This window comes from Pseudonocardia sp. ICBG1034, from assembly GCF_020131375.1.
Lineage (GTDB): Bacteria > Actinomycetota > Actinomycetes > Mycobacteriales > Pseudonocardiaceae > Pseudonocardia > Pseudonocardia alni.
In genome coordinates, this window is record NZ_JAHLEK010000023.1 from 848,837 (window position 1) to 870,112 (window position 21,276).

Genomic DNA, 21,276 nt, shown 5'->3' on the forward strand with positions numbered 1-21,276 from the left:
TCCTCAGCGGACGAAGTCGAGGCCGTTGGTCGGCGACGGCGGGATCGGCGGCACGGTCGGGTACGGCTCGAACGGCAGCGGCTCGTGGTGCAGGATCGGGAAGTGGTCCGGCACCCGGCCGGTGGCGCGCGCGTAGGCGTTCGCGATCGCCCCGCAGGTCGGGGCGACGCCGAACTCGCCGGCTCCACCGGGCTCCGGCCGCCCGTTGTCGACCAGGTGGACCTGCAGGTCGAGCGGGGTGTTCCACTGCCGGGTGTAGAAGTAGTTGTCCCAGCTCGCCTCGACGAAATGACCGTCGACCAGATGCAGGCCCGCGGTCAGCGTCATCGCGATCGCGTCGTTGATCCCGCCCATGATCTGGGCCTTGAAGCCGAGCGGGTTGATGACCAGACCGCCGTCGACGGCGAAGACCGCCTTGGTCACCCGCGGCCCGGTCCGCGCCTGGCGGACCTTGCGGTCCACGGTCTGCGGGCGGCAGTCGATCTCGACCAGGCAGGCGGCGAAGCCCTTGTACTCGACGTGGAACCCGATCCCCTGCGCCGTGCCGTCGGGCATCGACCGGCCCCAGTCGCCCTCCTCGGCGACCTTGTCGAGCACGGCGCGCATCGCGTCGTTGCGGAGGAACTCGCGGCGGAACTCGTAGGAGTCCTTGCCCATCTTCTCCGCGATGCGGTCGACGATCAGGTCCCGGGCGGTGCAGACGTCGGGCGAGTACACGTTACGCATCGAGCCGGTGTTGAACCGCATGTCGACCTCGTTGAGCACCCGGGTCTGGGCGCCGAAGTCGTAGGGCGTGGCCTGGGTCAGCTCCCAGATCGCCTCCGCGACCGAGACCTGGCCCAGCGGTGCCTTCGCGGCGGCCGCGGTGACGGCGTCACCGAAGCCGTGCCCGAAGTCGCAGCTGACACCGGTGTGCCGCTGCTCGAAGCTGACGACGGACTCGCCGGCGACGACCGCCCGGATCCGGGAGGTCGCCATCGGGTGCACCCGGCCCTGGCGGGAGTCGTCGGCGCGCGACCAGATCAGCTTGACCGGCTTGCCGAGCTTCTGGGAGATCTCGGCGGCCTCCTTGGCCGCGTCACCGAAGAGACGACGGCCGAACGAGCCGCCGCCCGGGACGATGTGGATGGTGACCGCGTTGACCGGCAGCCCGAGCTGCTCGGCGATGTCGTGCTGCACGGTGATCGGGATCTTCAGCGAGGTCCAGATCTCGCAGCGGCCGTCCCGGACGTCGGCGATCGCGGTGTTGGTCTCCAGCGCCGAGCTGCTGCGGAAGTAGAAGGTGAAGTCGCCCTCGACCGTCTCCCCCGGCACCGACGGGACCGCCAGCGGCAGCTCGGCCGCCCGCACCTTCTGCAGCACGGACTCGTCGTTCTCGCCCTCGACGGTGCCCGCGTCCCAGCGCACGCGCAGCGCGTTCACACCGTCGACGGCCTGACCGTAGGTGTGTGCCCGCACGGCGACGCCGGTCGCGCACTCGACGACGTCGGTGACGCCCGGCATGGAGCGCACCTCGTCGGCGTTGGCGACCGAGACCGGGGCGCAGTTCAGGTTCGGGCCGCGGCAGATCACCGTCGGCAGCGCGTCGGGGATCCTCATGTCGGCGATGAACTGCTTGCGGCCGGTGACGATGTCGCGGGCCTGCGCGTTGCGCCGGTCGGTCCCGATGACCGTGAACTCCTCGCGCGGCTTGAGCACCACCTCCACCGAGCGGGTGGCGTCGACGGCCGCGGCCTCGGTGAGCTCCCCGAACGGGATCGCGCTGCCCCCGGCACCGGTGATGAGCCCGGCGCGGCTGGTGAGGGTGCCCACGTCCTGCTGGAGGAGGGCGGCGGCCGCATCGAGCAGCCGGCCCTTCGCGATCGCCGCGGCGACCCGGATCGGGGTGTAGGTCGAGAACGTCGTGCTGGAGCCGCCGGTGAGCTGGTTGAAGACCAGCTCCGGACGCGAGTCGGCCAGCGTGACCGTCACCTGGTCCGGGTCGAGGTCCATCTCCTCGGCGATGATCATCGCGGTCGAGGTGATGATCCCCTGCCCGTTGTCCGACCGCGGGAGCTGGAACGACACCGTGCCGTCCCGGTTCACCTCCACCCGGATCAGGGCCGAGGTCGGCCGGGAGGAGTCGCGGATGGCGTCGAGCAGGTCGTAGGCGTCGGCCACCTGGGGCGGCGACGGGATCGCGGCGGCCGAGGCCCCCGGCGGGGCGAACAGCTGCTGGCGGCCGACCTCCGCCGCGACGACGAGGGTGGGGGCGGCGACCAGGTAGCCGAGGAATCGGCGACGGCTGACATCGCGGCGTTCGGTGCGTGCACGTGTCGGGGCAGACATCGTTGTCCTCTCCTTCGCTCCGTGGCCCGGGGGGAGCGGCCGGCGGAGTCCGTTGGAGAGCGGAACGAGGGGGCAGTGGTCGTGATGCGCTCGGCGCTGTGACGCACGGAACCGGGCGAGATCCGCACACCGCCGACGATCGGCGAGAACGTATCCGCAGATGCGGATACGTTGTGTCTCACAGGTCCGAATCAGGAGGTTGTGCGCCGGATATTCCGTTCACCTGTTCGAGCGAGCGTCACTACCAACTTCAGTGGGTACGCCGGCCGGCGCGCAGCAGCTTCACGAAGGTCCAGGGCAGGACGACCAGCGCACCCAGGACACCGACGATCCCGGCGACGACGATCGCCCAGTGCCCGGCACCCGGCTCCGGGGTCGCCACGAGGCCGGCGACCAGCACCAGCGCCGGGACGGCCACGATCCCCGGCCACACCAGGGTGCCGAGCCACTTCTCCCCGACCGTCCAGGAGCGACCGGTCCACAGCATCACGACACCGGCGAGCCAGCCGACGACGGGCAGCACGAAGCCGCCGAGCATCAGCATCAGGACGGTGAGGACGGGGTAGGCGTCCGGGTCGCCGGGGCGGGCGGGCTCCGGGGTCGCGTGGTCGTGCGGTGTGGTCATCGTGGTCATCTCCAGCTCCTCGTGTCGGGGTGTGCACCCACTGTCGCGCCGGACGGGAGTCGGCCACATCGGAGCCGGGAATGATCCACGGCGTCGGACCACGGTCGGAGACGGGACGCGCTCACCCCGCCCGCGCGAGTGCCTCCGCCCCGGGACCGGTGAGCGCGTCGTCCCCCGGCGGCCGGCCCGAGACCGCGAGGAGCAGGGCCAGCGCGGTCCCCCGCACCTCGGGGCCGCTGCCGACCACCAGGCCGGTGTCGGTGGCCGACAGGCGGAGGCCGGCGACGGTCTCGCGGGCACCCCCGAACGAGGTGGAGGTCCGGACCTGCAGCGCGAGCGCGCCGGCCACCGCCGCGGGGGCGTAGGTCCGGACGATCCCGAGTGGACGACGGACGTCCTCCCCGTGCACGACCATCTCGACCAGCCGGGTCGCGAGTGGGGCCGGCGGTGTGGCGGTCATCGGCACGCACTCCGCGAACCGGCGCAGGGTCTCCGCCGGCGTCGCACCGCGTGCGCGGGCGATCCCGTGCTCGTTCTGCCGGTCGAAGTCCATGCGCGCCCGCAGCATGCCGACGACGAACCGGCCCCGGGTCGTCCGGGCGGTGTCGACGAGGTGGGCCAGCACGTCGTGGACGGTCCACCCGGGACAGAGCGACGGGGTGTCCCACCGGTCGCCGGACACGTCCCGCAGGTCGGCGACGAGCGCCGCGCGCTCGGAGTGGACGAGCTTCCAGACCTCGGTCACGGTGGTCCTCCCGGGCGTCGCGCGGATGGTCGGCTGCTCCTGGGGACCGCCCGGCGGCCGTGGACTCATCGGCCCGACGACAGAGGGCCGGACCCCCGACTCGGGGATCCGGCCCTCTGACCAGCGGTAGCGGTGGGATTTGAACCCACGGAGGCGTGAACCTCACGCGCTTTCGAGGCGCGCTCCTTCGGCCGCTCGGACACGCTACCGCCGACAAGGCTACAAGAAGCTCAGTCGCGGTCGGCGCACGGGGTCCGGCCGAAGAACTCGCGCATCAGGGCGGCCGCCTCACCTGCGCGGACCCCGCCGACGACCTCGGGCCGGTGCGCGAGCCGCCGGTCGCGCAGCACGTCCCACAGCGAGCCCGCGGCACCGGTCTTGGGCTCCCACGCCCCGAACACGACGCGCTCGACCCGGGCCAGCCCGATCGCGCCGGCGCACATCGTGCACGGTTCGACGGTGACGGCGAGGGTCGTCCCGGTCAGCCGCCACTCCCCCACGACGGCCGCGGCGGCGCGCAGGGCGAGCACCTCGGCGTGCGCGGTCGGGTCACCGGTGGCCTCACGGGCGTTGCAGGCCGCGGCGAGCTCGGTGCCGTCGGCGGCGAACACGACCGCGCCGATCGGGACGTCCCCGGTCGCCTCGGCGTCGCGCGCGACGTCGAGGGCACGGCCCAGCGCGAGCCGATCGGCCGGGCGGAACAACTCAGGAGCCGACGAGCTCGTCCAGCGCGGCGGCGAACCCGCAGCGGCGGGCGATGGTGTCCAGCTGCTCGTCGGGGTACAGCTCGAGGTCGGAGACGAGGATCTCCAGCTCGTCGGCGGGCAGGCCGAGGTCGGCCAGGATGCCGAGGTCGCCCTCCGGCCAGGCGTCGTCGAGGGCGTCGTCGTCCGGGGGGAGCTCGACGCGGAGCAGGTCGAGCACGTCCGCCGCGATGTCGTAGTCCAGCGCGGCGACGGCGTCGGAGATCAGCAGCCGCACCCCGCCCGCGGACGGGCGGAGGAGGACGAAGAACTCGTCGTCGACGTCGAGGAGGCCGAGCACCGCACCGGTGGAGCGCTGCGCGCGCAACGCGGTGATCGCCGCGTCGAGATCCACGAGCGCTTCGGAGTCCAGCCGGACACAGCGCCAACGGCCCTCCTCCCGGATCGCGGCGACCGCGAATCCGGGCAGGGCGGCGCCCCGGGTGTCCGGGGCTGCCTCGACGCTCTGTGTGGCCACGCACCAACGGTACGTCGCTCCGGGGCTGTGAGTCACGCCACGACCAGGTACGCGTGGTCACACCGGGCCCGCGGGCGCCGGACGGGCTCCGGTCAGCGACGATCGGTCCATGCCCATCACGCCCGCCTCGGTCGCGGGGCTCCCCGGCGGCCTGCTCGAGGCCGCCCGCGTCCTGCAGCCGCGGACGGTCGCGCTGCGCCGGGAGCTGCACCGGGCACCGGAGCTCGGACTGCACCTGCCCCGCACCCGGGACGCGGTCCTGCGGGCCCTCAACGGGCTGCCGCTGCGGATCCGCACGGGCGGGTCCTGCACCTCGGTGACCGCCGTCCTCGACGGCGACCGTCCCGGACCGACGGTGCTCCTGCGGGGCGACATGGACGCGCTGCCGCTGCCCGAGGACAGCGGACTGGACTTCGCCTCGGGCACCGACGGCGTCATGCACGCCTGCGGGCACGACACCCACGCCGCCATGCTCGCCTCGGCCGCGCGCCTGCTCGCGGACCGGCGGGACCGGATCGCCGGCCGGGTGGTGTTCATGTTCCAGCCGGGCGAGGAGGGGTTCCACGGCGCCCGGCACATGATCGACGAGGGCGTGCTGGACGAGGACCCCGAGCTGGCCTACGCCCTGCACATCACCTCGACGGTGCCGACGGGGCAGCTCCACCACCGGCCGGGCCCGATCATGGCGGCCGCGGACGTGCTGCGGGTCCGGGTGACCGGCCGCGGCGGGCACGCCTCGGCCCCGCAGGACGTTTGCGACCCGGTCCCGGCCGCCGCGGCGATGGTCGGCGGCCTGCAAACCCTGCTGACCCGCCGGGTCGGGCCGCAGGAGTCCGCGGTCCTCACGGTGTCCCGGATCGAGGCGGGCACCACCGACAACGTCATCCCGGAGACCGCGGAGCTGACCGGGACACTGCGGACGCTGTCGCAGCCGGTGCGCACGCTGCTGCACCGGGCGGTCACCGAGCACTGCCGACACACCGCGCTGGCCTACGGCTGCACGGCCGAGGCCGAGATCGTCCCGGGCTACCCCGTCACCCGCAACGACGACCGCGCGACCGCCGCGCTGGTGCGCGTCGCGGAGAAGGTGCTCGGCCGCGGCGCCTGCGTGGCGATGCCGGACCCGCTGATGGGGTCGGAGGACTTCTCCTACGTGCTGGACCGGGTGCCGGGCTCGCTGGCGTTCCTGGGGGCGCGGCCGCCGTCGGTCGACCCGGCCCTCGCCCCGCCGAACCACTCGAACCGGGTGGTGTTCGACGAGGCCGCGTTCCCGGCGGGGGTCGCCGTGTACGCGGGACTCGCCCTGGCCGCGACGGGTTGAACGCGCGACGGCGCCGCACCCCCGGACGGGGACGCGGCGCCGTGGACGCGGACGCTCAGACGGTCTCCTCGACCTGCTCGGCCGGGGCCAAGCGGCCGTAGCCCTTCCAAGTGCGCTGGGCGTAGGCGGCCAGCGCGGAGGTGACCGCCAGGCCCACCCCCGTGCTCGCGATGATCGACAGGAAGACGGCGTTCGACACAGCCATGACGGCTCCTCCTCACACGGGCACGCGCCGGGTCCGGTGACCGGGTCCGGATGACCCGGGCGGAGTCGCGACGCTTGCGAGTCCCACGGGCGCTACCTGCGCCCGCCGACCACGGTCCCACGTCGGAAAAGCGCTGTCCCGCCTGCGGAACCACCGAATCGAATGACTCCGCTCACAGACACATCGGTGCCTCATCCGGCACCGGGGGCGACGTCTCGTTAACGTCGGGAAGAACTATTCAACGAAACGGACAGAACGACACGGATCGACAGTTTCCCGACGAAAGCTTCATCCGTGGCGTGCACTGTCGCCAGGGGGAACGCGTGGACGACACAGCAGAGGGGACGGTCGACGGCGTCACCGTCACCGATCCCGCGACCATGCGGCGCGCTGTTGCGGCGGCCGCGGTCGGCAATATCACCGAATGGTTCGACTTCGGTGTCTACGGTTATCTGGCCACGACCATCGAGGCCGAATTCTTCCCACCCGGGCCGCTGTCCCAGGTGGCGGTGTTCGCGACGTTCGCGATCGCGTTCTTCTTCCGTCCGCTGGGCGGGCTGTTCTTCGGTCCGCTGGGCGACCGCATCGGCCGGACCAAGGTCCTGTCGATCACGGTCATCCTGATGGCGCTGGGCACGTTCCTGATCGGTCTCATCCCGTCCTACGCCTCGATCGGGCTGGCCGCGCCGATCCTGCTCGTCGCCGCCCGCGTCCTGCAGGGCTTCTCCACCGGCGGTGAGTACGCCGGCGCCATGACCTTCATCGCCGAGTACGCCCCCGACCGTCGTCGCGGGTACTTCGGCAGCTTCCTGGAGCTCGGCACGTTCGTCGGCTACGCACTCGGCGCCACCATCGCCTCGGTGCTGCCGCTGGTCCTCAGCTCCGAGTCCATGTCGAGCTGGGGCTGGCGGATCCCGTTCTTCGTCGCGCTGCCGCTGGGCATCGTCGGGGTGTACCTGCGGGTCAAGCTGGAGGAGACCCCGGCCTTCCAGACCCTGCTCTCGGAGTCCGAGGAGCGCGAGGGCACCCAGGTGAAGGACGGTCTCAAGCTGATCTTCACGAAGTACCTGCCGACCTTCGTCATGGTCGGTGGCGTCGTCGTCGCCTGGAACGTCACGAACTACATGCTGACCAGCTACATGCCGACCTACCTGGAGACCACGGTCGACCAGCACGGCGGCACCTCGATCGACTCCACGACGTCGTCGTGGCTGCAGATCGCGGTGCTGTGGCTGGCGGTGTTCATCATCCCGCTGCTCGGGCGGCTCTCCGACCGCACCGGGCGCAAGCCGATCATGTGGGTCGGTGCGGGCGGGCTGATCGTGCTCGGCATCCCGATGATCCTGCTGATGCAGAACGGGTCGGTGCCCGCGGTGTTCCTCGGCCTGCTGGTCATGGGGCTGCTGCTGATCTGCTTCTCGGCCACCGGGCCGTCGACGCTGCCCGCGCTGTTCCCGACACAGATCCGCTACGGCGGACTGTCGATCGCGTTCAACATCTTCGTGTCGGCGTTCGCCGGGACCGTGTCGCTGGTGATGTCGGCGCTCGTCCTGTCCACGGGCGACCTGCTGTGGCCCGGGTACTACCTGATCGCGGCGGGGGTCATCGGCGTCGTGACGCTGCTGTTCCTCCCCGAGACGGCGAACCGGCCGCTGCGGGACTCGCAGCCGTCGGCGGGGTCGGCGGAGGAGGCGCGCGAGATCGCGGCGACGATGTCCGCCGCGCGCTGACCACCGGTTGTCGGAGTCGGGGAGCGACGGCACGCTGAGCGCGTGCTGCCGCTCCCCGATCTGTTGCGGGCCCTCGACTCCGGGGAGCTCTCCCCCTCCGAGCATGTCGACGACGTGCTGTCCCGGCTCGGGTCCGACACCACGAACTGCGTGGTCGCCCTCGACGCCGACCGCGCCCGCGAGCGCGCCGCCGAGCTGACCGCGCTGTCCGCCGCGGGACGACGGCTGGGCCCGCTGCACGGCGTCGCCGTCGGGATCAAGGACCTGGTCGACGTCACCGGGCTGCCGACCCGGTGCGGCTCGCGGCTGCTGGCCGACGCCGCCCCCGCGACCGCCGACGCACCGGTGGTGACGATGCTGCGGGCCGCGGGGGCCGTGGTCGTCGCGAAGCTCCACACCCACGAGTTCGCCTACGGCCCCACCGGCGACGTCGCCGCCACCGGCGCGGCCCGCAACCCGCACGACCCGGCCCGGATCACGGGCGGCTCGTCGTCCGGGTCCGCCGCGGCCGTCGCCGCCGGGCACCTCGCGCTGGCCGTCGGGACCGACACCGGGGCGAGCGTGCGCACCCCGGCCGCACTGTGCGGCGTCGCCGGGCTGAAGCCGCGGCGCGGGGCCATCCCGGGCGAGCGGGTGTTCCCGCTCGCCGAGTCGTTCGACACGGTCGGGCTGCTGGCCGCCGACGCCGCCTCGCTCGCCGTCGCACGCACCGCGCTCGGGGAGCCCGGCGCGTCGGCCGCGGCGGTGCTGCCCCGGATCGGCGTCGCCGACGACGACTGGTGGCGTCCGCACGACCCGGTGATCGCCGACGCCGTCCGGGCCGCGGCGGACGCGCTCACCGCGCTCGGCGCACCCGTCGCCGCCCAGGACACCCCCGGCGTGGCCGAGCTCGCCGCCACCTACCCGGTGATCACCGGCGCGGAGGCCTACGCGACCCACCGGCGCTGGTTCGCCGAGCGCCGCGACGAGTACCAGCCCGCGACGGCCGCCCGGCTCGCCCCGCACGCGGAGGCGCCGGCGCACCTGTACGTCGACGCCCGGCGCGAGCGCCGCCGGGTCGGGCGCGCCCTGCTCGACCGGCTCGGGGCCTCCTGCGACGTGCTGCTCTGCCCCACCACCCGGCTGCGGGCCACACCGATCGGCGCGACCGAGCACGACGGGGTGCCGGTGCTGCCGTCGATGCTGCAGCTGACCTCGCCGTTCAACCTGCTCGACCGGCCCGTCGTCGCGCTGCCGGTCCCGGTGCCGGGGCTGCCCGCGGGGGTGCAGCTGGTGGGGGTCACCGTCGGGGAGGACGTGCTGCTGGGGCTGGCGCGGGCGCTGGAGAGGGCGTTGCGGTGATCCTCCCGGTGGCGGTGGCACGCGGGGTCGCCGCGGGCGAGGTCGACCGCGTGTACCGCCGCTGGGCGCGGTCGCGGGTGGCCGTGGGCTCGACGCTGCGCACCGCCGCCGGGGTGGTCGAGGTCGTCGCCGTCGACGAGGTGGACCCGGACCGCATCACCGACGACGACGCCCGCGCCGCGGGCGAGCCCTCCGCCGACCGGGTGCGCCGCGCGTTCCGCGGAACGCGGTCCGACCCGGTGTTCCGCATCGGGCTGCGCTTCGCCGGGGCCGACCCGCGGGAGTCGCTGCGGGACGCGACCGGGGACCTCGACGACGTCGTCGCGACCCTCGACCGGATGGACCGCCGGTCGCGCCGGGGGCCCTGGACCCGGCCGACGCTGCGGCTGGTCGCCGAGCTGCCCGGGGTACGGGCCGCCGAGCTCGCGGAGCGGGCCGGGCGGGACACCCCGGCGTTCAAACGCGACGTCCGCGCGCTCAAGGAGCTGGGCCTGACCGAGAGCCTGGAGGTCGGCTACCGGCTCTCCCCCCGCGGGGCCGCGCTGCTCGCCGGACCATGATCACCGGTTGTGGGGTCCGGAGTGCGCTGTCCGTGCCTCTGCGCTCCACAACCGGTGATCACCGGGTCGGGCGGTGCGACGAGCGGAGTCCGCGCGGGGCCGGGAACCGCGGTCTCTACCCTCGTGACGCATGCGAGCGGTGTGCGTGCTGGGGACCGGACTGATCGGCGGGTCGCTGCTGCGGGCCGCGGCCCGCGCCGGTCGTGAGGTGTGGGGCACCGCCGCGTCCGAGCCCACCGCGGCTGCCGCCGTCGCCGACGGGTTCGACGTCACCACCGACACCGACGCCGCGCTGGCCCGGGCCGCCGAGGCCGATGCGCTGGTCGTCGTGTGCGTCCCGCTGACCGCGCTGGAGGCGGTGCTGCGCCGCGTCGACGCGGTCGCCCCCACCTGCCGGCTCACCGACGCGGTGAGCGTGAAGGTGCCGGTCGCCGACGCGGTCGCCCAGTTCGCACCGCGCACCCGGTTCGTCGGCGGGCACCCGATGGCCGGCACCGCCGAGTCCGGCTGGCCCGCCGGGTCCGCGGACCTGTTCGCCGGCGCCGCCTGGGTGGTCGCCGCCGACGACGGCCTCGACGTCGAGGTGTGGCGCGACGTCGCCGAGCTGGCCTGGGACTGCGGGTCCCGGGTGGTGCCCGCGGCCGTCGACGAGCACGACGTCGCCGTCGCCCGGATCTCGCACCTGCCGCACCTGTTCGCCGCGGTGCTCGCCTCCGTCGGCGCCGGTGAGCAGGGCGACGACCTCGCCCTCGCCCTCTCCGCGAGCTCGTTCGCCGACGGCACCCGGGTCGCCGGGACCCGGCCCGAGCTGGTCCTGGCGATGTGCGAGGGCAACCGGGGCGCGCTGCTCGCCGCCGTCGACGACGCCCTGGGCAGGCTCGGCGCGATGCGCGGGGCGCTGGCCTCCACCGGTGGGCTGGCCGCGACCGTCCGCTCCGGGCACGAGGCGCGGATGCGGTGGGCCTCGACCCGCGAGCCGCTGGAGGTGCCGGTCGACCTCGGCGCGCCGGACGTGTTCGCCGAGCTGCGCGAACTCGGCCGCCGCGGCGACGTCGTCGAGCCGGTGAAGCGCTAGAGCGTCACCCGGGACGCGATGCCGGGGTAGTCGAGGACGAAGCCGTCGTCGTCGACGGTCATGTCGGCGGCGAACGAACCCGCGGCGAAGCCGACGACCGCGGGCGTGCCGGGCGACCCGGCCGTCACGGTGCGGTAGGTCTGCTCGGTGTTCTCGACGGTCAGTGTCGGGAGGTCGACGAACAGCATCGGCAGCACGTGCTCGGCGGGCTCACGGTGCAGGGCGAGGCGCCGGACCGGGAGCGCGTTGAACACCGGGCTGAAGGCGAGGTCGACGTCGCGGGCGCCGCCGAAGTGGCCGCGGCTGCCGCCGGAGCCGTCGTCGACCAGCCAGACGCCGTCGGTGCTGCGCGACAGCGTGAGCTGCTGCTCCCCCTCGGCGGTGGCGACGTCGACGGCGAGCCGCGACAGCGTCCCGTCGCCGGCGACGACGAGCCGGTAGGACGCGGTGAGCACCCCGCCCTCCCCGCCGCGGATGATCCGGCCGACGGCACGGAACCCGCCGCCGTTGGTCGTGATGCGCGCCGACTCCATGCCCGCGGCGCCGTCGGTCTCGGGGTCGGACCGCCAGGTCAGCATGACCGCCACGCGCGTCACCTCCGGGTCGTCGATGTCGGGCACACCGAACCACACCGCCGCGCGGACCACGCGAACGGGTGATGATCGGGCGTCCTCAGCGGGGTTCCCGGCGGACGTCGGCGGCGTCGACGTCGTCGCGGATCCCGCGGAAGACCGGCTGCCGCAGCCGGCCGGCCGCCGTCCACCCGAGGTGGGCGACCTCGGCGACGACCGTCGGGGAGCACCAGCGTGCGCCCGCGGCGTCGACCCGGGGCAGGACCTGCGCGAACGGCGACTCCGGTGCCCCGGTCAGCCGGGCGGTGAGCAGCTCCTGCACCGCCGCCCCGGCCAGCCCGGACCCGACCCGGCCGGCGAACTCCAGCCCGTCCGGCCCGGGGACGCCGAGCAGCAGCGCCCCGATCCGCCCCGCACCACCGGACCTCTCGGGTCTCCAGCCGCCCACCACACAGGACTGCGAGTGCCGGTGGGCGATCTTCACCCAGTCCGGGCTGCGCCGGCCCGGCCGGTACCGCGAGTCCGCCCGCTTGGCGACGACGCCCTCCAGCCCCCGCGACGCCGTCACCTCCAGCAGGGCGGCCCCGTCCGGGTAGAGCGGCGAGGTCTCGACGTGCGGGGTCGCGGACAGGTCGAGCCGTTCCAGGGTGGCCCGGCGCTCGGCCAGCGGACGGTCGAGCAGCGGCACCCCGTAGAGACGCAGCACGTCGAACACCATGAACGTGACCGGGCGGCCGCCCGCGGGGCCGTGGATCCGGTGGGCGAGCGCGGCGAAGCTGGGGACACCACCGTCGAGCAGCACCACCTCGCCGTCGAGGAGCACGTCGGGGGCCAGGTCCACCAGACCGGCGAGTTCGGGGAAGTTCGCGGTGACATCGCGGCCGGAACGGGTACGCAGGCGCAGTGCCGGCTCGCCACCGCCGTCGGTGACCTCGGCCAGCACGCGCATGCCGTCCCACTTGACCTCGAACGACCAGCCGGCCCCGGTCGGCAGGGGTCCGGGGGTGGCGAGCATGGGCTGCACACCGTCATGCTGTCACTTCGGACGGCACGCGAGGGGGAACCGCATGCGCGCGATCTGGAGCGGGGCCGTGTCCTTCGGGCTGGTCAGCGTGCCGATCAAGGTCTATTCGGCGACGTCCAACCACGACGTCCGGTTCCACCAGGTGCACGGTGAGGACGGCGGCCGCATCCGCTACAAGCGGACCTGCGAGGTGTGCGGCGAGGAGGTCACCTACGCCGACATCGTGAAGGGCTTCGAGACCCCCGACGGCGAGCTGATCACCCTCGACGACTCCGACCTCGCGTCGCTGCCCGTGCGGACGGGGCACGAGATCGACGTCATCGAGTTCGTGCCGAACGACCAGATCGACCCGATGCTGTTCGACAAGAGCTACTACCTCGAGCCGGAGACCAAGGCCGCCAAGCCCTACGCGCTGCTGCGCGAGGCACTCGAGGAGACCGACCGCACCGCCGTGGTGAAGGTGGCGCTGCGCCAGCGCGAGACCGTCGCGCTGCTGCGGGTGCGCGGCAAGGCGATCGTGCTGCAGACCCTCATCTGGCAGGACGAGATCCGCGAGCCGGACTTCGACATCCTGGACAACGAGGTCGACCTCAAGCCGCAGGAACTGAAGATGGCGTCGTCGCTGGTCGAGAGCATGGGCGCGGACTTCGACCCGTCGGAGTTCCACGACGAGTACCGCGACGCGATGGCCGACCTCATCGAGGCGAAGCGCTCCGACGGCGACGCCCGCCCGGCGCCCGCCGCGGAGGCCGCCGACGACGGCGGGGACTCGATGAGCGACCTGCTGTCGGCGCTGCAGGCCAGTGTGGACGCGGCCCGGTCGACGAAGTCGGACTCCGGGTCGGGGTCCGGGTCGGCGGAGAAGAAGACCCCGGCCCGGCGGTCGTCCTCCCGGACGAAGAAGACCGAGGAGAAGGACGCCGAGACCGGCACCGACGACGCGAAGCCCGCGAAGCCGGCCACCACACGTCGGCGGTCGACGAAGAAGACCGCCTGACCGGCGCCCTCAGGGCCCGAAGCTGGACTCCGGCGGCGCCTGGTCGTTCTGCAGGGCGCCGAACAGCGCCTGGGCCCGGGTGCGGTCCCAGCGCAGGTTCGACCCGCCCGCGCTGCCCCCGATCGGGACGGTCGTCTGCACGCCGTCGCCGCCGGAGACGCCCTTCATCCCCCAGGCCAGGCCGGCGAGGTTCCAGATGTGGTCGGAGTCGTCGACGGTGATCGTGCCGGTCACCGCGGACGCCAGCGGGACCATCCGGAACGGGTTGATCAGCGTGAGCGGGCTGGTGGCCTTGCCGAGCAGCGCGGAGAGGAACTCGCGCTGGCGCTGGACGCGGTCGAAGTCCGAGCCGGGCGTCGCGCGGGTGCGGACGTAGCCGAGCGCCGTCGTGCCGTCGAGCTCCTGACAGCCCGCCTGGATGTCGAGGCCCGCCTTCGGGTCGTCGATGGCGCCGGGGACGCACATGTCCACCCCGCCGACCGCGTCGACCGCGCCGACGAACCCGCCGAAGCCGACCTCGACGTAGTGGTCGATGCGCAGGCCGGTCGCGGCCTCGACGGTCTCGACGAGCAGCTCCGGGCCGCCGAACGCGAACGCCGCGTTGACCTTGTTGCTGCCGTTCCCGGGGATCGGGAGGTACGAGTCGCGCGGGATGGAGACGAGCACGCTGCCGGAGCTGCCCGTGTGCAGCAGCATGATCGTGTCGGTGCGCTGGCCCGCCGCGTCGCCGGTGGCGAGCCGTTCCTCGTCCTCGGCGGAGAGGCCCTCGCGGCTGTCCGAACCCACGATCAGGTAGTTCGTCCCCGACGACGACGCCTGGGAGTCCGCGGGCAGTGCCTGCACCCGGGTCATGTTCTGGTCGAGGTAGACGCCGAACCCGACGAACGCGACCAGCAGCAGGATCAGCACGGCCTTCCAGCGCCCGCGGGTGGCACGGCGGACGCGGCGCCAGTCCGGCATCGACGGGCCGCGGGTGACCCGGCCGTCGCGGGGGGCCTGCGACGCGGGATGCACCCCGGCCCCCGCTCCCCCGGCTCCGGAACCGGCACCGGCGGGACGCGGCATGACCGGACCACGCGGCGGCGCGGCGGCCCGGGTCGGTGGCGGCGCCCCGGCGGCACGGCCGGGCGGCGGCTTGCGCAGCGGTCCGTGGCCCCCGCGCGACGGCGGGGTCCCGGGCGGCTGCTGCGGCGGGGACGGCGGCGGGAGCGGACGGCCACCGTGTCCGGGAAGCGGGTTGCGGGGCTGGTTCGTCCAGCCGGGGCTGCCGGGCCGCGCGGGACGGCCGCCGCGCGGCGGCTCGCCCTGCGGCGGACGCCCGCCCGCGGGGGGCGGGCCGCGGAAGTCTCCGGCCATGCCTGTGCCACCCTCCGATCGGCCCGGATCCTGGGCATCCGTGGCCGACGATACTGCGCGCCGTCGTCCCCGGGACGCCGGGCGAGAGGGTCACCCCGCCCACCTGCGGTGTTCCACCCGGCCGGGTGCGCGGGGGATGATCGTCGACGATGGACCTCCCCCTGCACGAGGACGACCTGGACGCCGAGGGCGTGATCCGGGCGTCGGCGATCACCCCGCTCCGCCCGGACATGCCGGCCGCGGCGGTGCTGTGCTGGTTCCCCGAGGTCGTCGAGGACCTCGGGACCCGCTCCGAGACGGTGACCGTGCTGCGCAGCGAGCTCGGCCGCAGCCCGGTGTGGCGCACGACCGGGCCCGGCGGGACACCGGTCGCGGTGCTGCACCCCGGCGTCGGCGCGCCGCTGGCGGCGATGTTCCTGGAGCACCTCGCGGCGCTGGGCGTCCGCACCGTCGTCGGGGTCGGCGGGGCCGGGGCGCTGCGGCACGAGCTGACGCTGGGGCACGCCGTCGTCCTGGGCAGCGCGCTGCGCGACGAGGGCACCTCGTTCCACTACCAGCCGCCGTCGCGGACGATCGACGCCGACCCGGACGGCGTCGACGCGGTGGTCCGGGTGCTCGACGGCGCCGGGGTGCCGCACGTCGTCGGACGGTGCTGGACCACCGACGCCGTGTTCCGGGAGACCCCGGCGCGGGTCGCGCGGCGCCGCGACGAGGGCTGCGCGGTGGTCGACATGGAGGCGTCCGCGCTGGTCGCGGCCGCGCGCCGGATCGGGGTCGGCTACGGCCAGGTGTTCCTCGCCGCGGACTCGCTCGCCGGGCCGGAGTGGGAGCACCGTGGCTGGACCAGTGCCCGCGAGGCCCGGGCGGGGCTGTTCGGCCTGGCGCTGGCCGCGGCCGAGGCCTGGGACGGGAGCCGCGGCCCCGGGGCCGGACCGCGCGACGACCCGGCCGGCGCCGCGGAGGGGGACGGGCGGTGGGCGCGCGGGACCGGTACGCCCTAGCGTCTGCGGGCATGCGCGTCCTCGTCACCGGCGGTGCCGGATTCATCGGGTCCCACGTCGCCGACCGCTTCGTCGCGGACGGCCACGAGGTCGTCCTGCTCGACGCGCTGCTGCCGCAGGCGCACGGCGGCGAGGCACCGGAGCTGGACCACGAGCTGGTCCGCGGCGACGTGCGCGACGCCGACACCCTGTCCCGGCTCCTGCCGGGGGTGGACGCGGTCTGCCACCAGGCCGCCATGGTCGGGCACGGTGTCTCCCCCGCCGACGCCCCCGACTACGCCTCCCACAACGACCTCGGCACCGCGGTGCTGCTGGCGCAGATGCACGCCGCGAAGGTGGACCGGCTCGTGCTGGCCGGGTCGATGGTCGTCTACGGGGAGGGCCGCTACGACTGCCCCGACCACGGCGTCGTCCGGCCCGGGCCGCGTGCGCTCGACGACATCGACGCCGGCCGCTACGAGCCCCGCTGCCCGGAGTGCGGCAAGGACCTCGAGTCCGGCCTCGTCCCGGAGTCCGCGCCGGTCGACCCGCGCAGCACCTACGCCGCCACCAAGCTCGCCCAGGAGCACCTCGCGAGCGCCTGGGCCCGCCAGACCGGCGGGACGGTGTGGTCGCTGCGCTACCACAACGTCTACGGCCCGCGGATGCCCCGCGATACCCCGTACGCGGGCGTCGCGTCGATCTTCCGGTCCTCGCTGGAGCGCGGTGAGGCACCGCGGGTGATGGAGGACGGCCGGCAGCGCCGGGACTTCGTGCACGTCACCGACGTCGCGGCCGCCAACGCCGCCGCACTCGTCGCCGACCCGGAGCCGACCGGCTTCGGCGCCGCGAACGTCTGCTCCGGCGAGCCGCACACCATCGGCGACCTCGCCGCCGAGCTGGCCCGCGCGATGGACGGACCCGAGCCCGAGATCGTCGGCGGCGCCCGGCCCGGCGACGTGCGCCACGTCGTCGCCGATCCGGCCTACGCGGCGGCCCGGCTGGGCTTCCGCGCCCGGACCACCTTCACCGACGGGGTGACGGCGTTCGCGACCGACCCGCTCCGTTCACCGATCACCACGAACCGCTGAGGGGCGCCGTTCGAACCTCTCGCGGGACCCTCCCGCATTCGGCGGGCGGCGGACCGGCGGAGAGGTGAAGATCGCGACGTGCACCCGGAGATCGTGCTGCCGTGCCTCGACGAGGCGGAGGCGCTGCCGTATGTCCTGAAGCGGATGCCCGACGACTGGCCGGTGATCGTCGTCGACAACGGGTCGACCGACGACACCGCGGCGGTGGCGCGCGGGCACGGGGCGCGGGTGGTCGTCGAGCCGCGTCGCGGCTACGGCGCGGCCGTGCACGCCGGGCTGGAGGCGGCCACCGGTGAGCTCGTGGCCTTCCTCGACGGCGACGGCTCCCTCGACGCCGACGTGCTGCCCGGCATGGCCGAGACCGTCGCGTCCGGCCGCGCCGACATCGCCGTCGGACGGCGGGTCCCCGACACGGTCGGTGTGTGGCCCTGGCACGCCCGCGCGGCGAACGCGGTGATCGCCGGGATGCTGCGGACCCGGGGGGTCCCGGTGCACGACATCGCCCCGATCCGGGTCGCACGCCGGCAGGCGCTGCTGGACCTGCGGGTCGAGGACCGGGCGTTCGGCTACCCGCTGGAGCTGCTGCTGCGGGCGGGCCGGGCGGGCTGGCGGTTCGACGAGATCCCGGTCGCCTACTCCCGGCGGGCCGGCGGGCGGTCCAAGGTCTCCGGCTCGGTCAAGGGCACCGTCCGGGCCGGGCGCGACATGATCCGGCTGCTGCGATGACCGGCCCCGTCACCACCGTCGTCCTGGCCAAGGCCCCGGTGCCGGGCCGGGTCAAGACCCGGCTGTGCCCGCCCGCGACGCCCGAGCTCGCCGCGGCGATCGCCTCGGCGGCGCTGCTCGACACCCTCGACGCCGCCGCCGGGGTAACCGGCGACACCGTCGTCGCGCTGACCGGGGACCGGGCCGCCGCCGTCGGCGCGGCCGATCTGGCCGCCGCGCTGGACGGGATCGCCGTCGTCGCGCAGCGCGGGGAGGGACTGGCCGCGCGGATCGCCGCCGCGCACGCCGACGCCGCCGCGCTGCACCCGGGCCGCCCGACCCTGCAGGTCGGGATGGACACCCCGCAGGCCACCGCCGAGCTGCTGTCCGACTGTGCGGACCGGCTCGCCGAACCGGGTGTGGACGCCGTCCTCGGTCCCGCGACCGACGGCGGCTGGTGGGTGCTGGGCCTGCGCGACCCGCTCGCCGCCGCCGCGCTGCACGGCGTGCCGATGTCGACCGCCGAGACCGGCGGCCGGACGCTGGACGCGCTGCGGGCCGCCGGTCTGCGGGTGGCCCTCGCCGAGCCGCTGACCGACGTCGACACGGCGGCGGAGGCCGTCGCCGTCGCCGCGCAGGTCCCGGGGAGCCGCTTCGCCCGCGCCGTCGCCGAGCTCAGACTGCGATGTCCGGAGGTATCGGTGTGACCGTGACCGCCGAGGGCTTCGACATGCCGCTGTCCGGCGCCCCCTCCCGTCTGCTCTGCGACGACGGCACCGAGATCGCGCTGGACGTCGACCGCTGGGCCGACGCCGCCGGTGGCTGCGACGACTGGCTGCTGCGCCACTGCGCGGGCCCCACCCTCGACCTCGGCTGCGGACCCGGCCGGCTGCTCGTCGCGCTCGCCGCGCGCGGGATCGCCGCCCTCGGCGTCGACGGTTCCGCCGTCTCCCGGGTGCTGTGCCGCCGCCGCAGCGTCGCGATGGTCCAGGCCGACCTGTTCGGCCCGCTGCCCGGCGAGGGCAGCTGGTCCCACGTGCTGCTCGCCGACGGCAACATCGGCATCGGCGGCGACCCGGTCGCCCTGCTCACCCGCGCCGCGCGGCTGCTCACCCACGGCGGGACGGTCCTGGTGGAGGCCGACCCGCGCCCCGAACACGCGTGGCGCGGTACCGCCCGGGTGCTGTGCGGCAGCGGTGCGGGCGAGCCGATCCCGTGGGCCGCCCAGGGCGCGGTGCCCCTCGCCGTGACGGCCGGGCGTGCCGGTCTGCGGGTGACCGACGTGCACCTCGGCGCCCGGGTGTTCCTGGAGCTGACCGGGCCGTGAGGCGCGTGGTGCGGTGGCGCAGCCCGATCCGGGGCCCCTGGCTGACCTCGATGTTCGCGCTGCCGCTGCTGGTGGGACTGCCGGTCGTGGCGTTCACCGGGCTGCTCGACCGGCTCGCCTACGGCCGGGAACAGGCCATCCCGGCCGCCGACGCCGTCGGCGGGCTGCAGCTGCCGTGGTGGGACTGGCCGGCGTCACCGGCCTGGCTGTTCCGGCTCACCGAGGGCCTGCACGTCGGGCTCGGGATCGTGCTGGTGCCGCTGGTCCTGGCGAAGCTGTGGTCGGTCATCCCGAAGCTGTTCACCGCACCCGAACGCAACCCGGTGAAATTCCTGGAACGGCTGTCGCTGGTGCTGCTGGTCGGCTCGATCCTGTTCCTGATCGTCACCGGCCTGCTGAACGTCCAGTACGACTACGTCTTCGGCTTCTCGTTCTACGACGGCCACTACGCCGCGGCCTGGGTGTTCCTGGCCTCGTTCGCGCTGCACGTGGTCACGAAGCTCCCGACGATGGTCCGCTCGCTGCGGGGCCGATCGCTGCGCACCGAGCTGGCCACGCCGCTCGCCGCCACCCGGCCCGAGCCGGCACACCCGCTGGTCGCGCCGGACCCGGACCCCCCGACGATGTCGCGGCGCGGCGCGCTCGCCCTGGTCGGCGGCGGGATGCTGTTCGTCGCGGCGCTGACCGTCGGACAGTTCACCGACCGGCTCCGGTCGACGGCGCTGCTGCTGCCCCGGGGCCGGACGACGGCGCCCGACAGCACCGAGCGGGGCGGCCCGAACGACTTCCCGGTGAACCGCACGTTCGTCGCGTCCGGCATCGCCCCGGCCGCGGTCGGGAGCGCATGGACGCTGACCCTGACCGGCGGCACGGCACCGGTGGTGCTCGACCGGGCGGCGCTGGCCGCGCTGCCGCAGCACACCGCGGAGCTGCCGATCGCCTGCGTCGAGGGCTGGTCGACCTCGCAGGTGTGGACGGGGGTGCGGCTGACCGACCTGGCCCGCGCCGCGGGGGTGACCGACCCGGAGACCGCGGAGGTGCGGTCGGTCGAGGTGGGGAGTCCGTTCGCCCGCTCGCTGCTCAACCGCGGCCAGACGCTGTCGCCGGACTCGCTGCTCGCGCTGCGGGTCAACGGCGCCGAGCTGTCACCCGACCACGGGTACCCGGCGCGGCTGATCGTCCCGGCGCTCCCCGGGGTGCACAACACCAAGTGGGTCGCGACGATCGGGTTCTCCCGTGCTGCTCCTCGGTAGCCGCCTGCTCGCCGCCCTCGGCTGCTTCGCGCTCGCCGGGTGGGCGGTGCACGCGATCGTCGGCGGCTCCCCGGACCTGGTCACGATGGCCTGGTGGTTCGCCGGCGCGGTCCTGCTGCACGACCTCGTGCTGTTCCCGCTCTACGCCGCCGGGGACCGGCTGCTGCTGCTCGCGCTGCCCCGCACCCGGGTGCCGCTGGTCAACCACGTGCGGATCCCGGTGCTCGGCTCCGGGCTCGCGCTGCTGATGTTCCTGCCCGGGATCATCCGGCAGGGCGCGCTGAGCACGCTGAACGCGACCGGGCTGGACCAGGAGCCGTACCGGATGCGGTGGGTGTGGCTGACCGTCGTGCTGTTCGCCGTCTCCGCGCTGGTCTGGACGGTGCGGACACTGCTCGCCCGCCGGGCAGTATCGGAGCCATGAGCGAACCCGTCTTCGACAAGCGCGACCAGCTCGACAAGGTCGCGGCCGGCCTGCTGGAGGGCGAGCGGATCATCGCCGTCTACGACGCGATCGGCGCCGGCACCGGCTTCCTCGGCCTCACTGACCTGCGGGCGGTCCTGCAGGACAACTCCTTCGTCGGCAAGCGCACCGCGATCACCTCGATCCCCTACGGCCGGATCTCCTCGGTGTCGTTCGTCGCCGACCGGAACCTGCTGGGCCGGTTCGCGAGCTCCAGCCAGATCGCGATCACCGTCGGGGCGGCCGTGCACGAGGTGGCCTTTCGTGGCGACGACAAGGCCCGCCACGCCCACGACGTGATCCTCTGGCACCTGACCCGGTCGTGACCGGGGGCACGCTCGGCGGCGGCCGCCCGGC

The 21,276-nt window shown here is 74.5% G+C and carries 23 protein-coding genes and 1 tRNA gene; 14 read left to right on the forward strand and 10 right to left on the reverse strand.

From position 1 onward, the window contains the following. Nucleotides 1-3: 3 nt before the first annotated feature. The 6 genes from KPF22_RS28425 to KPF22_RS28450 all read right to left on the reverse strand — a co-directional run bounded on the left by KPF22_RS28425 (nucleotide 4) and on the right by KPF22_RS28450 (nucleotide 4,919). On the reverse strand, nucleotides 4-2,328 hold the full coding sequence (locus KPF22_RS28425) for a molybdopterin cofactor-binding domain-containing protein (RefSeq protein ID WP_224403824.1): 2,325 nt from the start codon (nucleotides 2,326-2,328) through the stop codon (nucleotides 4-6). Between the two features lie 250 nt (nucleotides 2,329-2,578). Next, complete coding sequence (locus tag KPF22_RS28430) at nucleotides 2,579-2,962, reverse strand: hypothetical protein (protein WP_224403825.1); 384 nt, start codon at nucleotides 2,960-2,962, stop codon at nucleotides 2,579-2,581. 112 nt (nucleotides 2,963-3,074) lie between these two features. After that, a complete protein-coding gene (locus tag KPF22_RS28435; RefSeq protein ID WP_224403826.1) occupies nucleotides 3,075-3,698 on the reverse strand; it encodes a maleylpyruvate isomerase family mycothiol-dependent enzyme in 624 nt (207 codons plus the stop codon). Nucleotides 3,699-3,822: 124 nt separating this feature from the next. Beyond that, nucleotides 3,823-3,907, reverse strand: a tRNA-Ser gene (locus tag KPF22_RS28440). Between the two features lie 21 nt (nucleotides 3,908-3,928). Next, nucleotides 3,929-4,402, reverse strand: a complete 474-nt coding sequence (locus KPF22_RS28445) for a nucleoside deaminase (RefSeq protein WP_208826060.1) — start codon at nucleotides 4,400-4,402, stop codon at nucleotides 3,929-3,931. Between the two features lies 1 nt (nucleotide 4,403). Next, nucleotides 4,404-4,919: a tRNA adenosine deaminase-associated protein gene (locus KPF22_RS28450; RefSeq protein WP_174525539.1), complete on the reverse strand. Its 516-nt coding sequence runs from the start codon at nucleotides 4,917-4,919 to the stop codon at nucleotides 4,404-4,406. 109 nt (nucleotides 4,920-5,028) lie between these two features. Here KPF22_RS28450 and KPF22_RS28455 point away from each other — a divergent pair, with 109 nt between their 5' ends. After that, nucleotides 5,029-6,240 carry a M20 family metallopeptidase gene (locus tag KPF22_RS28455; RefSeq protein WP_224403827.1) on the forward strand — a complete coding sequence of 404 codons (1,212 nt, stop codon included), beginning with the start codon at nucleotides 5,029-5,031 and terminating at the stop codon, nucleotides 6,238-6,240. A gap of 55 nt (nucleotides 6,241-6,295) precedes the next feature. On the opposite strand, the gene KPF22_RS28460 is transcribed toward KPF22_RS28455, so the two are convergent. Then, nucleotides 6,296-6,445 carry a hypothetical protein gene (locus KPF22_RS28460; RefSeq protein WP_224403828.1) on the reverse strand — a complete coding sequence of 50 codons (150 nt, stop codon included), beginning with the start codon at nucleotides 6,443-6,445 and terminating at the stop codon, nucleotides 6,296-6,298. Between the two features lie 380 nt (nucleotides 6,446-6,825). Here KPF22_RS28460 and KPF22_RS28465 point away from each other — a divergent pair, with 380 nt between their 5' ends. The 4 genes from KPF22_RS28465 (at nucleotide 6,826) to KPF22_RS28480 (ending at nucleotide 11,151) form a co-directional block, all read left to right on the forward strand. Then, the gene (locus tag KPF22_RS28465) at nucleotides 6,826-8,175 is read left to right on the forward strand and encodes an MFS transporter (RefSeq protein ID WP_224403994.1); all 1,350 of its coding nucleotides are present in this window, start codon (nucleotides 6,826-6,828) and stop codon (nucleotides 8,173-8,175) included. 42 nt (nucleotides 8,176-8,217) lie between these two features. Then, the gene (locus KPF22_RS28470; protein WP_224403829.1) at nucleotides 8,218-9,516 is read left to right on the forward strand and encodes an amidase; all 1,299 of its coding nucleotides are present in this window, start codon (nucleotides 8,218-8,220) and stop codon (nucleotides 9,514-9,516) included. Further along, the gene (locus KPF22_RS28475; RefSeq protein WP_224403830.1) at nucleotides 9,513-10,076 is read left to right on the forward strand and encodes a hypothetical protein; all 564 of its coding nucleotides are present in this window, start codon (nucleotides 9,513-9,515) and stop codon (nucleotides 10,074-10,076) included. Before KPF22_RS28470 ends, KPF22_RS28475 begins: the two co-directional genes overlap by 4 nt. 130 nt (nucleotides 10,077-10,206) lie before the next feature. Continuing rightward, entirely contained in the window at nucleotides 10,207-11,151 is a 945-nt protein-coding gene (locus tag KPF22_RS28480) for a prephenate dehydrogenase (RefSeq protein WP_224403831.1), read from the forward strand. Here the strand turns inward: KPF22_RS28480 and KPF22_RS28485 are convergent. Both KPF22_RS28485 and ligD read right to left on the reverse strand, forming a co-directional pair. Next, nucleotides 11,148-11,729: a putative glycolipid-binding domain-containing protein gene (locus KPF22_RS28485; RefSeq protein ID WP_224403995.1), complete on the reverse strand. Its 582-nt coding sequence runs from the start codon at nucleotides 11,727-11,729 to the stop codon at nucleotides 11,148-11,150. The genes KPF22_RS28480 and KPF22_RS28485 overlap by 4 nt on opposite strands. A gap of 94 nt (nucleotides 11,730-11,823) precedes the next feature. After that, entirely contained in the window at nucleotides 11,824-12,738 is a 915-nt protein-coding gene (gene ligD, locus KPF22_RS28490) for a non-homologous end-joining DNA ligase (protein WP_083474475.1), read from the reverse strand. Nucleotides 12,739-12,790: 52 nt separating this feature from the next. Here ligD and KPF22_RS28495 point away from each other — a divergent pair, with 52 nt between their 5' ends. After that, a complete protein-coding gene (locus KPF22_RS28495) occupies nucleotides 12,791-13,744 on the forward strand; it encodes a Ku protein (RefSeq protein WP_224403832.1) in 954 nt (317 codons plus the stop codon). 9 nt (nucleotides 13,745-13,753) lie between these two features. On the opposite strand, the gene KPF22_RS28500 is transcribed toward KPF22_RS28495, so the two are convergent. After that, a complete protein-coding gene (locus KPF22_RS28500) occupies nucleotides 13,754-15,100 on the reverse strand; it encodes an LCP family protein (protein ID WP_224403833.1) in 1,347 nt (448 codons plus the stop codon). Nucleotides 15,101-15,249: 149 nt separating this feature from the next. On the opposite strand from KPF22_RS28500, the gene KPF22_RS28505 reads away from it, so the two are divergent. The 8 genes from KPF22_RS28505 (at nucleotide 15,250) to KPF22_RS28540 (ending at nucleotide 21,245) form a co-directional block, all read left to right on the forward strand. Continuing rightward, nucleotides 15,250-16,101 carry a nucleoside phosphorylase gene (locus KPF22_RS28505; protein ID WP_224403834.1) on the forward strand — a complete coding sequence of 284 codons (852 nt, stop codon included), beginning with the start codon at nucleotides 15,250-15,252 and terminating at the stop codon, nucleotides 16,099-16,101. 11 nt (nucleotides 16,102-16,112) lie between these two features. Next, nucleotides 16,113-17,171 carry an NAD(P)-dependent oxidoreductase gene (locus KPF22_RS28510; protein ID WP_224403835.1) on the forward strand — a complete coding sequence of 353 codons (1,059 nt, stop codon included), beginning with the start codon at nucleotides 16,113-16,115 and terminating at the stop codon, nucleotides 17,169-17,171. A gap of 78 nt (nucleotides 17,172-17,249) precedes the next feature. Continuing rightward, nucleotides 17,250-17,897 (forward strand): glycosyltransferase family 2 protein, encoded by a 648-nt coding sequence (locus tag KPF22_RS28515; RefSeq protein ID WP_062399497.1) that lies wholly within the window; start codon nucleotides 17,250-17,252, stop codon nucleotides 17,895-17,897. Further along, the gene (locus tag KPF22_RS28520; protein ID WP_224403836.1) at nucleotides 17,894-18,583 is read left to right on the forward strand and encodes a DUF2064 domain-containing protein; all 690 of its coding nucleotides are present in this window, start codon (nucleotides 17,894-17,896) and stop codon (nucleotides 18,581-18,583) included. The genes KPF22_RS28515 and KPF22_RS28520 overlap by 4 nt, the downstream gene beginning before the upstream one ends. Continuing rightward, nucleotides 18,580-19,203: a class I SAM-dependent methyltransferase gene (locus KPF22_RS28525; protein WP_224403837.1), complete on the forward strand. Its 624-nt coding sequence runs from the start codon at nucleotides 18,580-18,582 to the stop codon at nucleotides 19,201-19,203. Before KPF22_RS28520 ends, KPF22_RS28525 begins: the two co-directional genes overlap by 4 nt. Continuing rightward, a complete protein-coding gene (locus tag KPF22_RS28530) occupies nucleotides 19,200-20,456 on the forward strand; it encodes a molybdopterin-dependent oxidoreductase (protein ID WP_224403838.1) in 1,257 nt (418 codons plus the stop codon). Before KPF22_RS28525 ends, KPF22_RS28530 begins: the two co-directional genes overlap by 4 nt. Then, a complete protein-coding gene (locus KPF22_RS28535) occupies nucleotides 20,440-20,880 on the forward strand; it encodes a hypothetical protein (RefSeq protein ID WP_208827040.1) in 441 nt (146 codons plus the stop codon). Before KPF22_RS28530 ends, KPF22_RS28535 begins: the two co-directional genes overlap by 17 nt. Next, nucleotides 20,877-21,245 (forward strand): hypothetical protein, encoded by a 369-nt coding sequence (locus tag KPF22_RS28540; protein WP_062399487.1) that lies wholly within the window; start codon nucleotides 20,877-20,879, stop codon nucleotides 21,243-21,245. The genes KPF22_RS28535 and KPF22_RS28540 overlap by 4 nt, the downstream gene beginning before the upstream one ends. Nucleotides 21,246-21,276 lie beyond the last annotated feature (31 nt).

Bases quoted from the DNA above. Each gene is read 5' to 3' on its own strand.
- KPF22_RS28425 (WP_224403824.1), bottom strand. From the start codon at position 2,328: ATGTCTGCCCCGACACGTGCACGCACCGAACGCCGCGATGTCAGCCGT.
- KPF22_RS28430 (WP_224403825.1), bottom strand. From the start codon at position 2,962: ATGACCACGATGACCACACCGCACGACCACGCGACCCCGGAGCCCGCC.
- KPF22_RS28455 (WP_224403827.1), top strand. From the start codon at position 5,029: ATGCCCATCACGCCCGCCTCGGTCGCGGGGCTCCCCGGCGGCCTGCTC.
- KPF22_RS28460 (WP_224403828.1), bottom strand. From the start codon at position 6,445: ATGGCTGTGTCGAACGCCGTCTTCCTGTCGATCATCGCGAGCACGGGG.
- KPF22_RS28465 (WP_224403994.1), top strand. From the start codon at position 6,826: ATGCGGCGCGCTGTTGCGGCGGCCGCGGTCGGCAATATCACCGAATGG.
- KPF22_RS28480 (WP_224403831.1), top strand. From the start codon at position 10,207: ATGCGAGCGGTGTGCGTGCTGGGGACCGGACTGATCGGCGGGTCGCTG.
- KPF22_RS28485 (WP_224403995.1), bottom strand. From the start codon at position 11,729: ATGCTGACCTGGCGGTCCGACCCCGAGACCGACGGCGCCGCGGGCATG.
- ligD (WP_083474475.1), bottom strand. From the start codon at position 12,738: ATGCTCGCCACCCCCGGACCCCTGCCGACCGGGGCCGGCTGGTCGTTC.
- KPF22_RS28495 (WP_224403832.1), top strand. From the start codon at position 12,791: ATGCGCGCGATCTGGAGCGGGGCCGTGTCCTTCGGGCTGGTCAGCGTG.
- KPF22_RS28500 (WP_224403833.1), bottom strand. From the start codon at position 15,100: ATGGCCGGAGACTTCCGCGGCCCGCCCCCCGCGGGCGGGCGTCCGCCG.
- KPF22_RS28505 (WP_224403834.1), top strand. From the start codon at position 15,250: ATGGACCTCCCCCTGCACGAGGACGACCTGGACGCCGAGGGCGTGATC.
- KPF22_RS28510 (WP_224403835.1), top strand. From the start codon at position 16,113: ATGCGCGTCCTCGTCACCGGCGGTGCCGGATTCATCGGGTCCCACGTC.
- KPF22_RS28520 (WP_224403836.1), top strand. From the start codon at position 17,894: ATGACCGGCCCCGTCACCACCGTCGTCCTGGCCAAGGCCCCGGTGCCG.
- KPF22_RS28540 (WP_062399487.1), top strand. From the start codon at position 20,877: ATGAGCGAACCCGTCTTCGACAAGCGCGACCAGCTCGACAAGGTCGCG.